Origin of the sequence: Streptomyces sp. FH025 (assembly GCF_017427025.1) — a bacterium.
GTDB lineage: Bacteria > Actinomycetota > Actinomycetes > Streptomycetales > Streptomycetaceae > Kitasatospora.
Window position 1 is genome coordinate 1 of the sequence record NZ_JAFLNG010000230.1, and the last position, 10,494, is coordinate 10,494.

Below are 10,494 nucleotides of genomic sequence, written 5' to 3' on the forward strand. Positions count from 1 at the left end.
ACCGACGAGGAACGCAGCCGGGCCGAATCCTGCCCGAAGCAGTGACGTCCGTGAACCGACATAGGTCCGCCCGGAGCGGGCCTGCCGGCCGTCAGGGAGCGGTCACCACGTGAGCAGCTACGACCTGAGCGGCGACACCGGCCGCAGCGGCGGAGGCCGACGCCGGGCGACGGCCGAACGCACCGCGCCCCGGCGCCGGAGCAACACCACCATCTCGCCCCAGGGCGCGCCGAACCGCCGCAACACCGAACTGGCCCTGCTGGTCTTCGCCGTCCTGCTGCCGATCCTCGCGTACGCCAACGTGGGCCTGGCGATGGACTCCGCGCTGCCGGCCGGGATGCTCGGCTACGGCCTCGGGATGGGCTCCCTGGCGCTGGTCGCGCACCTGCTGGTGCGCCGCTTCGCGCCGTACGCGGACCCGCTGATGCTGCCGATCGCGACCCTGCTGAACGGGCTGGGCGTGGTGATGATCTGGCGGCTGGACAAGGCGGGCAAGCTGCTCAGCGGCAACTTCCCGGCGGCCAAGAACCAGCTGATCTGGTCGGCCCTCGGGGTCGCGCTGTTCATCGGCGTGATGGTGCTGCTGAAGGACCACCGGGTGCTCCAGCGCTACACCTACATCTCGATGGTGGTGGCGCTGGTGCTGCTCGCCGCGCCGGCCTTCTTCCCGGCCCGGGCGGAGGACTTCGGCGCGAAGATCTGGATCCGGATGGGCAGCTTCTCCATCCAGCCCGGCGAGTTCGCCAAGATCGTCCTGACCGTGTTCTTCTCCGGCTACCTGATGGTCAAGCGGGACGCCCTGGCACTGGCCAGCCGCCGCTTCATGGGCCTGTACCTGCCGCGCGGCCGCGACCTCGGCCCGATCGTCGTGATCTGGCTGCTCAGCCTGCTGATCCTGATCTTCGAGAACGACCTGGGCACGTCCTTCCTGTTCTTCGGCCTGTTCGTGGTGATGCTCTACGTCGCCACCGAGCGGACCAGCTGGATCCTGTTCGGCCTGCTGATGTCGGTCGGCGGCGCGGTCGCGGTCGCCATGACCACCAGCCACGTCAAGGTCCGCATCGACGCCTGGCTGGACCCGATGGCCGCCTTCGGCCCCAACCCGCCGAAGGGCTCCACCGAGCAGATCGGCCAGTCGCTGATGGCGCTCGGCTCCGGCGGGGTGACCGGCTCGGGGCTCGGCCAGGGCCGCTCCTGGCTGATCAACTTCGCCGCCAAGAGCGACTTCATCCTGGGCTCCTTCGGCGAGGAGCTCGGTCTGACCGGCCTGATGGCGATCTTCCTGCTCTACGCCCTGCTGGTGCAGCGCGGCCTGCGCACCGCCCTCGCCGCCCGGGACCCGTTCGGCAAGCTGTTCGCCGTCGGCCTCTCCTCGGCGATGGCGCTGCAGGTCTTCGTCGTGGCCGGCGGGGTCACCGGACTGATCCCGCTGACCGGTATGACCATGCCGTTCCTCGCCCAGGGCGGTTCGTCCGTGGTCGCCAACTGGGCGCTGGTCGCGATCCTGCTGAAGATCAGCGACAGCGCCCGCCGACCCGGGGCCGAACCGGCCCCGGCCACCGAGGGCCAGGGAGGACCCGCCCGATGAACAAGCCGATCCGCCGGGTCTCGATCTTCTGCCTCGTGCTGATCCTGGCCCTGATGGTGCGCACCAACTGGGTGCAGGGCGTCCAGGCCGACGCCTGGGCCTCGAACAAGAACAACAAGCGCCAGCTGTACGACCGCTACGCCCACCCGCGCGGCAACATCATCGTCGGCGGCCAGCCGGTGACGAGGTCCGACTACGTGAACGGCCTGCGCTACAAGTACAAGCGCGCCTGGAACGACGGCCCGATGTACGCCCCGGTGACGGGCTACTCCTCCCAGGCGTACGGTTCCACCCAGCTGGAGAACCTGGAGGACGGCATCCTCTCGGGGACGGACGACCGGCTGTTCTTCCGCAACACCCTGGACATGCTGACCGGCGAGCAGAAGCGCGGCGGCGACGTCATCACGACCATCAACCCCAAGGTCCAGAAGGCCGCCTTCGACGGCCTCGGCGACAAGAAGGGCGCGGTGGTCGCGCTCGACCCGAAGACCGGCGCGATCCTGGGCATGGTCTCCACCCCGTCCTACGACCCGGGCAGCTTCGCCGGCGGCGACGCCGCCGACAGCAAGGCCTGGACGGACCTCAACGCCGACCCGAACAAGCCGATGCTCAACCGGGCGCTGCGCGAGACCTACCCGCCCGGCTCGACGTTCAAGCTGGTCACCGCGACCGCCGCGTTCGAGAACGGCCTGTACCAGAACATCAACGACGCGACGGACACCCCGGACCCGTACACCCTGCCCAACACCCAGACGGTGCTCAAGAACGAGAGCCCGTTCGAGAAGTGCGGGAACGCCACCATCAAGTCCGGCATGGACCAGTCCTGCAACACGGTCTTCGCCAAGATGGGCGCCGACCTCGGCAAGGAGAAGATGCGGGCGCAGGCCGAGAAGTTCGGCTTCAACAGCACGATCGACACCCCGAGCCGCTCCGAGAAGAGCATCTTCCCGGACAGCGCCAGCCTGGACGGCACCGCCCAGGACTCGATCGGCCAGCACGACACCCGCGCCACCCCGCTGCAGATGGCCATGGTCTCCGCCGCGATCGCCAACAACGGCAGCCTGATGCAGCCGTACCTGGTCGACCAGGAGCGCTCGGCCTCGCTGACCACCATCTCCAAGCACACCGAGAAGCAGTTCTCCCAGGCGATGAGCCCGGCCACCGCGCAGAAGATGCAGGACCTGATGGTCTCGGTGGTCGAGAACGGCACCGGCACCAACGCCAAGATCCCCGGCCTCCAGGTCGGCGGCAAGACCGGCACCGCCCAGCACGGCGAGGACAACGCCGGGCTGCCGTTCGCCTGGTTCACCTCCTGGGCCAAGACCTCGGACGGCCAGTCGGTGGCGGTCGCGGTCGTGGTCGAGGACGGTTCCAACAACCGCGACGGCATCAGCGGCGGCCGGCTCGCGGCCCCGATCGCCAAGGCGGTGATGCAGGCCGCCCTCGGCAAGTAGCCGCCGGGAGGGGGTGAGGCGAATGTCACGATCCGGCGGCCCCGTCCGGATACCGGTCTGATATCGGCCGACGGCTGACTCCGGTCCGGTGCGGTGCGACCGGTAGCGTATCCGCCAGCAGCGGGTGTGCCCGTTGCCGCCCGCGAGGCGGCGCACGGCCCGGCCGGAGAAACCGGTCGAGGCGCGGGCGGCGTCATCCAGAGCGTGCGGGGACACCTACGTCACAACCTCACCGGCAGGTGAGGGAGAGGGTCGGAACTATGGAAGAGCCTCGTCGCCTCGGCGGCAGGTACGAGCTCGGCGGCGTCCTCGGACGCGGCGGCATGGCCGAGGTGTACCTCGCCCATGACACCCGGCTCGGCCGTTCCGTCGCAGTGAAGACGCTCCGGGCCGACATGGCCCGGGATCCGTCGTTCCAGGCCCGCTTCCGCCGCGAGGCGCAGTCCGCGGCGTCCCTGAACCACCCCGCGATCGTCGCCGTGTACGACACCGGCGAGGACTACATCGACGGCATCTCCATCCCGTACATCGTGATGGAGTACGTCGAGGGTTCGACGCTGCGCGAGCTGCTGCACTCCGGCCGCCGGCTGCTGCCGGAGCGCGCGCTGGAGATGACCATCGGCATCCTCCAGGCCCTGGAGTACTCGCACCGGGCCGGCATCGTGCACCGCGACATCAAGCCGGCCAACGTGATGCTGACCCGGCAGGGCAACGTCAAGGTCATGGACTTCGGCATCGCCCGCGCGATGGGCGACGCCGGGATGACCATGACCCAGACCTCGGCCGTCATCGGCACCGCCCAGTACCTCTCGCCCGAGCAGGCCAAGGGCGAGCAGGTCGACGCCCGATCCGACCTCTACTCCACCGGCTGCCTGCTCTACGAGCTGCTGACCGTCCGCCCGCCGTTCGTCGGGGACTCGCCGGTCGCGGTGGCCTACCAGCACGTCCGGGAGGAGCCGCAGCCGCCGTCCGTCTTCGACCCCGAGGTGCGCCCCGAGGTCGACGCGATCGTGCTGAAGGCGCTCGCCAAGGACCGCGACTACCGCTACCAGTCCGCCGACGAGATGCGCGACGACATCGAGCGCTTCCTCGACGGCCTCCCGGTCGCCGCCGCCCAGCAGGCCGCCGCTTACGGCATGGGCGCGCCCGGGTACGGCTACGACCAGAACGGCTACCCGCAGCAGCACGACCCGTACGGCCAGACCAACGTGCTGCCCCAGCAGCCCGGCGGCGGCCCGACCACCGTGCTGCCGCAGGCCCCCGGGCAGCCGGGCTACGGGCAGCAGGGCGGCTACCAGGACGACGGCTACGGCCAGACCTACGCCGGCGCCGCGGGCGGCGGCCACGACGGCTACGACGACGGCTACGGCCAGGGCGGCGGCCGGCGCGGCGAGGACCGGCCGAAGAAGAGCAACACCTCCTGGATCGTGCTGGCGGTGGCCGCCGTGCTGGTCCTGGTCGGCACCTTCTTCGTGGCCCAGGCGATGTTCAGCGACAAGGGCAGCAAGGAGACCCCGAAGGTCGCCGTGCCGAACCTGGTCGGCAAGAGCCTGGCCGACGCCAAGACGGCCGCCGCCGCGGCCGGCCCCAAGCTGGTGGTGGCCGAGGGCGACAAGGTCGCCTGCCCGGACGCCAACATCAAGAAGGACCAGGTCTGCACCCAGAACCCGGTGGCGGGCGGCCAGATCGCCGAGAACGCCACCATCACGGTGCAGCTCTCCTCCGGCCCGGCCAAGACGCAGGTCCCGACCGTGACCGGCAAGCCGAAGGACCAGGCGCTGCAGGCCCTGGCCGCGGCCGGCTTCACCAACGTCGGGCCCCCCGACTACAAGGACGACGACACCGCCCCGCAGGACACCGTCATCGCCCAGGACCCGGCGGCCGGCACGCCCGCCGACCCGAGCGCCCCGGTCAAGCTGACGATCTCGCAGGGCAAGGCCAAGCAGACCGTCCCGAACGTGGTGGGCGCCCAGAAGGACGACGCGCAGGCCCAGTTGCAGGGCCTCGGCTTCCAGGTCGACACCTCGAAGTCCACGCAGACCAACGACCCGACCAAGGTCAACACCGTGGCCTCGCAGTCGGTCGCGCCCAACACCAAGGCGCCGGCCAACACGAAGATCTCGCTGACCATCTACAAGGCGCCGGAGAAGGCCACCGTCCCGCCGCTGCAGAACGTCAAGGTCTCGGACGCCATCGCCCAGCTGGGGAAGGCCGGCCTGGGCTACACCTTCGTCGGCCCGTCGGACCCGAACGCGGTGGTCCAGATGACCAACCCGCCGGCCGGCACCCAGCTGGACCCGAACACCCAGGTCCAGCTGTTCACCAAGGCGGCCGATCCGCCCAAAGGAGGCGACACCTCCTCCACGCCACCCAAAGGAGACCACCCCTAGGCCTCCCTGGTTCCCCTGGGGATGACCCGGTGACCAACGCCCGAGGGCCCGTCGCAGCGGCTGCGACGGGCCCTCGGGCGTCTCCCGGCTTCCCCCGGGAACGGCCGCGAAGGGCCGGGAAGGGGCTCAGGAGTGCCGCAGCTCCGGCGGCGGGGTGCGCTTGGCGTCCATGTCGTCGACCCGCACCAGGCTCCCCCAGACCGCCATCCGGTAGCGCGAGGTGTACACCGGCGTGCAGGTGGTCAGGGTGATGTAGCGGCCGGGCCCGCGGCCCAGGAGTTGCGCAGCTTGTCGGAGGCGGCCGAGGCGGAGCGGTCCGCCTGCACGTTGGTCCACCACAGCGAGTAGGCCACGAACAGGCCGAGCACCAGGCCCACGGTGATCAGCAGCTCGCCGAAGACACCGAGCGCGACCAGCGCCCGGCTCCGCCCGCGCCGCTGCGGCTTCCCCCCCGCCCCGTCACGGGGCGGGGGGAAGGCCTCCTCGGCCGGCTCGATCCACTGCTCGGTCCCGTCGTGCTGCATCTGCGGTGCTCCCCCTCGAACGGGCCTGCGGGCGGCTATCCGCCCGTGATCGCGGCCGGCTTGCCTTGGCTGCGCGGCCGTTCCTCGATCATCTTGCCAAAGACGATGAGTCGGAACTTGGAGGTGAACTCCGGCGTACAGGTGGTCAACGTGATGTAGCGGCCGGGACCGGCGTACCCGGCGCCGTTCGGCACCGGCTTGATCACGCTCACGTTGTTGGGGGAGGTCTCCGGGATGCCGCCGGTGATCTCGTAGGTGTAGTACCCGGCGGCGGTCTCCACCACGATCTTGTCGCCCTTGCCGAGCTCGTTGATGTACCGGAACGGCTCGCCGTGGGTGTTGCGGTGCGCGGCCAGCGCGAAGTTGCCGGACTTGTCGCCCGGCATCCCGGTGCCGGCGTAGTGGCCGACCAGGCCCTTGTCGAGCACCGCCGACTTGGAGGTGCCCTCGGCGATCGGGAACTTCAGCCCCAGCTTGGGCAGGTAGATGATGGCGAAGCCCTTGCCCGGCTCGAACACCTCGGGCTTGTTCGGGTCCGGGGCCGGCTGCCCCGGCTGGGCCGGCGGCTGGGCGTCGAACTGCTGCTCCAGCGTGCTGCGGGCGCCGTCGGCGGCCGCGTCGGCCTGCACGTTGGTCCACCAGAGCTGGTACGCGACGAACAACAGCATCACCAGGCCGAGCGTTATGCACAGCTCGCCGACGAAGCGCGCGGCCACCACGACCGGGGACTCCTTGGGGCGCGTCCGCCCGGCAGCCCGGCTCTTCGCCCGGCGCCGCCCACCACCCGAACGGACGGACGTCCGGCCCTGGGCGGCGCGTCGGCGCTCGGCCCGGCCGCCGGTGGGCGGGGCGGGCTCGGCCTCGGCCCCGTCGAAGGCGGGCAGGCGCAGCTGGAGGGTCTGGTCGGGCAGCCACGGGTACTCTGGCCCGCCCGCGACGGGCCGCTCGGCCTGCTCGTACACGCCCCAGGCGTCCTCGGGCGCGGCCTGGACCGGGTGCTCCGGCGGGTACGGCTCGCCGTACCCGTAGGTGCCGTACCCCTGGGCTCCGTACTCGCCGCCGCCGTACGGGCCCGCCTCCGATTGGTAACGCCCCTCCGGGCGCACCGCGGTCACGCCGCTCAGCCCCGGCCGATCACCGGGGCGAGCCCGGCCGACCGCTCGACGGCGCGCGGATCGCCGCACTCCGCCAGCCAGTTGGCGAGCATCCGGTGCCCTCCCTCGGTGAGCACCGACTCGGGGTGGAACTGCACGCCCTCGACCGGCAGCTCACGGTGGCGCAGGCCCATGATCACTCCGCTGCCGGTGCGCGCGGTGACCACCAGCTCGTCCGGCACGGTGGCCGGGTCGACGGCCAGCGAGTGGTAGCGGGTCGCGGTCAGCGGCGAGGGCAGGCCGGCGAACACCCCGCCGTCCTCGTGCTCGACCGGCGAGGTCTTGCCGTGCAGCAGCTCCGGCGCCCGGCCGACCACCGCGCCGTACGCGACCGCGATCGACTGGAGGCCCAGGCAGACGCCGAACACCGGCAGCCCGATCCCCGCGCAGTGGTGCACCATCTCGATGCAGACCCCGGCCTCCTCCGGCGCGCCGGGGCCGGGGGAGAGCAGCACTCCGTCGAAGCCCTCGTCCCCCGCCCGGCGGACGGCGTGCTCGACGGTCACCTCGTCGTTGCGCACCACCTCGCAGGTCGCGCCGAGCTGGTACAGGTACTGGACCAGGTTGAAGACGAAGCTGTCGTAGTTGTCCACCACCAGGATGCGGGGCGGGGTCGACTGGGTGGTCATGCTCGCGTGGTCTCCGTGGGATGCGGTGCTGGGTGGAAGTACCGGGGCCACCGGGTCAGCCGGTCGAGGCTCCGTCGCCGCCGTCCACCGTGACGTCGCCGAAGGGGAGCAGCGGTTCCGCCCACGGGAAGACGTAGGTGAAGAGGAGGTAGACGATCCCCAGGATCAGGAGCAGCGAGATGATGGCCCGGACCAGGGTGTTCCCCGGGAGGTGACGCCAGATCCAGCCGTACATGGTGCTCCCTCGACGTAACGGACTGGGGTCAAGAGTAGACCCGGGATCCCCGCCCGCGAGGACGGTCCGCTACGGCTGGCCGCCCGCCGACCGGAGTTCGGTGGTGCCGGAGTAACCGGGGAGGGTCAGATCGCCGCTCTCCTGGACCTTCCAGCCCAGGCCGTACGCCTGGACGTACTGCAGGTAGTTGCGGATCGTCGGGTCCGCCTCGACGGCCGCCCGCAGCCCGTCCGTCCGGCCCACCGCCTTGACCACGTACGGCGGGGAGTAGACCCGGCCCTGGAGCAGCAGCGTGTTGCCGACGCAGCGGACGGCGCTGGTGGAAATCAGCCGCTGGTCCATCACCTGTACTCCCTCGGCGCCGCCCCGCCACAGCGCGTTGACGACCGCCTGGATGTCCTGCTGATGGATGACCAGGTCGTTGACGCCGGGCTCGGGGACGCCGGGGATGCGGGCGGTGGCGTTCGGCGGGGCGTCGTTGAGGGTGACGGTCAGACCGCCGCCCTGGAGCGGCTCCAGGGCCGCGCCGAGCCGCAGGCCGTCCAGCCGCGCCGTGTCGGCGGGGTCGTTGCCCTGGCTCTCGGTGAGCTGCTGCGCCCGGGCCTGGAGGTCGGCCAGCTGGGCCTGCGCCTGCTGGTTCTGCGAGCTGCGCTGGCGGACCACGTCGCCGAGGCTCAGCAGCGAGTTGTCGGTCCGCAGGTCGGTGCCGCGGGCGGTCTGCGCGCTGATGTAGAAGAGCAGACCGGCGAGCGCGAAGACGGCGCAGGTCAGGGCACGTCCGACAATTCGGGTGCCGGAGGGGCGGGTAGCGGCCTTCCCGGGGGGAATCGACAAATTAGTCACCGTACCCTTATCTCCTCAAGACCCACCGAGCCACTACGCTAACGGACGCCGGTGGCGGGTGCGGGAACGGTCCCTGAGCGTTCTCCACAACCGACCGTCGGCGTCTCACCCGCTGCACGTCCGCGCGGTCTCACAGCGCATCGACAGGAGAGCACCTCGTGCCGAAGTCTCGACTCCGCAAGAAGTCCGACTACACCCCGCCGACCACGGCCGCGGTGAAGATCAGTTCGGGCCGCGGGTGGGTCGCACCGCTGATGCTGGCACTGTTCCTGATCGGCCTGGTGTGGATCGTCACGTACTACGTGACCAGCGGGAACTACCCGGTCGAGAGCTGGCGGAACTGGAACATCCTGGTCGGCTTTGGCTTCATCGCCGCGGGCTTCGGCGTCTCCACCCAGTGGAAGTGACGCTCCGCGCGTCCTGAGGGCCCGGTACCGGGCTCCTTCCGCCGCTTCGGATCGCGGGTCCCGGGGCGGCGGTCAGGCATGCCCCGACGCGGCTGACGGCCCGGCCCGACGGCCCAGCTGCCCAGCCGGTTATCCACACCATCAGACTGTCGCGCTTATCCACATGGTTATCCACACTGGGGAAAACTCCCCACAGCCTGTGGATAACTTTTCCGACTCCGGCCGTCCACAGCTGTGCACAACTCCCTGGAAACGGGGAAACCGCACAGGAGGACACGCGTAGAACAGCAGTCCACAGGAGGACCGGCACACAGCCTGTGCACAACCCCGCACCCGCTGTGGACAAACGCCCGGGGCGTCACGCGCCGTACAGGGCCATCCCGGTCAACAGCATCGCCGCCTCCACGGCCACCGCCCCGACCACCGTCAGCCCCTGCACCAGCCCGCGGCGCTCGCGCGGGGCGTACATCAGGCCGAAGGCGGTCAGCGCGCCCAGCGCCAGGCCGCCGAGGTGCGCGCGCCAGTCGATGTTCGGGCGGGAGAAGGTCATCACCAGGTTGAAGACCAGGAAGGCCATCGCCGGGGCGAGCGGGCCCCGGCTCCGCAGCTGCATCACGATCGTGGCGCCGATCAGGCCGAAGATCGCCCCGGAGGCCCCGACCGACTCCATCCGGTGCCCGGCCACCAGGAAGGCGAAGGTGCTGCCGCCGAGGCCGGAGAGCAGGTAGAGGGCCAGGAAGCGCAGCCGGCCGAGCGCCTCCTCCAGCGGCGGGCCGAGCCAGAACAGCACCAGCATGTTCATCCCGACGTGCCACCACTCGAGGTGCAGGAAGACGGCGGTCAACAGCCGGTACCACTCGTGCGGACCGTCGGCGACGCCGGCCGGGCCGCCGAGGATGTCCCGCCCGGCGCTGAACAGCGACCAGACCTGGCCAAGCCTCGGGGTGAGCACGTAGGCCGCCAGCAGCCAGACCACCAGGTTGACGCCGATCAGCGCCCGGGTCACCAACCCGCCGTCCACGGTCAGCGCGCCGCCGAACCGGGTGGTCGCCCGCCGCGTCCCGGCGTGCCCGTCACCGACGCACTCCGGACACTGGAAGCCCACCGAGGCGGTCACCATGCACTGTGGGCAGATCGGCCGCTCACAGCGGGTGCAGGACACCCCGGTGGCCGTCTGCGGGTGCCGGTAGCACCCGGGCAGCCCACCCTCCGGGGACCGTCCCGCCGCCGACCGCGACTCGTCCGGGAGCATCTCCGGTTCCCCTTCCCG

The 10,494-nt window shown here is 70.9% G+C and carries 9 protein-coding genes and 1 pseudogene; 4 read left to right on the forward strand and 6 right to left on the reverse strand.

The features are described from left to right. The first annotated feature begins 211 nt into the window (after positions 1–211). From J0670_RS17975 to pknB, 3 genes are all read left to right on the forward strand, one after another. Positions 212–1,588: an FtsW/RodA/SpoVE family cell cycle protein gene (locus tag J0670_RS17975; protein ID WP_207812629.1), complete on the forward strand. Its 1,377-nt coding sequence runs from the start codon at positions 212–214 to the stop codon at positions 1,586–1,588. Beyond that, positions 1,585–3,042 (forward strand): penicillin-binding protein 2, encoded by a 1,458-nt coding sequence (locus J0670_RS17980; protein ID WP_207812624.1) that lies wholly within the window; start codon positions 1,585–1,587, stop codon positions 3,040–3,042. The genes J0670_RS17975 and J0670_RS17980 overlap by 4 nt, the downstream gene beginning before the upstream one ends. Positions 3,043–3,302: 260 nt before the next feature. Beyond that, positions 3,303–5,432 carry a Stk1 family PASTA domain-containing Ser/Thr kinase gene (gene pknB, locus J0670_RS17985; RefSeq protein WP_207812625.1) on the forward strand — a complete coding sequence of 710 codons (2,130 nt, stop codon included), beginning with the start codon at positions 3,303–3,305 and terminating at the stop codon, positions 5,430–5,432. Between the two features lie 126 nt (positions 5,433–5,558). On the opposite strand, the pseudogene J0670_RS17990 reads toward pknB, so the two are convergent. From J0670_RS17990 to J0670_RS18010, 5 genes and pseudogenes are all read right to left on the reverse strand, one after another. Beyond that, positions 5,559–5,956: pseudogene (locus J0670_RS17990) on the reverse strand (hypothetical protein). Between the two features lie 35 nt (positions 5,957–5,991). Next, complete coding sequence (locus J0670_RS17995) at positions 5,992–7,071, reverse strand: class E sortase (protein ID WP_307806571.1); 1,080 nt, start codon at positions 7,069–7,071, stop codon at positions 5,992–5,994. Between the two features lie 5 nt (positions 7,072–7,076). After that, the gene (locus J0670_RS18000; RefSeq protein ID WP_207812626.1) at positions 7,077–7,739 is read right to left on the reverse strand and encodes an aminodeoxychorismate/anthranilate synthase component II; all 663 of its coding nucleotides are present in this window, start codon (positions 7,737–7,739) and stop codon (positions 7,077–7,079) included. A gap of 55 nt (positions 7,740–7,794) precedes the next feature. After that, on the reverse strand, positions 7,795–7,974 hold the full coding sequence (locus J0670_RS18005; RefSeq protein ID WP_207812627.1) for a hypothetical protein: 180 nt from the start codon (positions 7,972–7,974) through the stop codon (positions 7,795–7,797). A 69-nt stretch (positions 7,975–8,043) separates the two neighbouring features. Beyond that, entirely contained in the window at positions 8,044–8,808 is a 765-nt protein-coding gene (locus J0670_RS18010) for a DUF881 domain-containing protein (protein ID WP_243437177.1), read from the reverse strand. Between the two features lie 167 nt (positions 8,809–8,975). Here J0670_RS18010 and crgA point away from each other — a divergent pair, with 167 nt between their 5' ends. Beyond that, a complete protein-coding gene (crgA, locus tag J0670_RS18015; RefSeq protein ID WP_196951174.1) occupies positions 8,976–9,224 on the forward strand; it encodes a cell division protein CrgA in 249 nt (82 codons plus the stop codon). Between the two features lie 358 nt (positions 9,225–9,582). Here crgA and J0670_RS18020 read toward each other — a convergent pair whose 3' ends face one another. Further along, on the reverse strand, positions 9,583–10,476 hold the full coding sequence (locus J0670_RS18020; protein ID WP_207812631.1) for a rhomboid family intramembrane serine protease: 894 nt from the start codon (positions 10,474–10,476) through the stop codon (positions 9,583–9,585). Between the last annotated feature and the right edge of the window lie 18 nt (positions 10,477–10,494).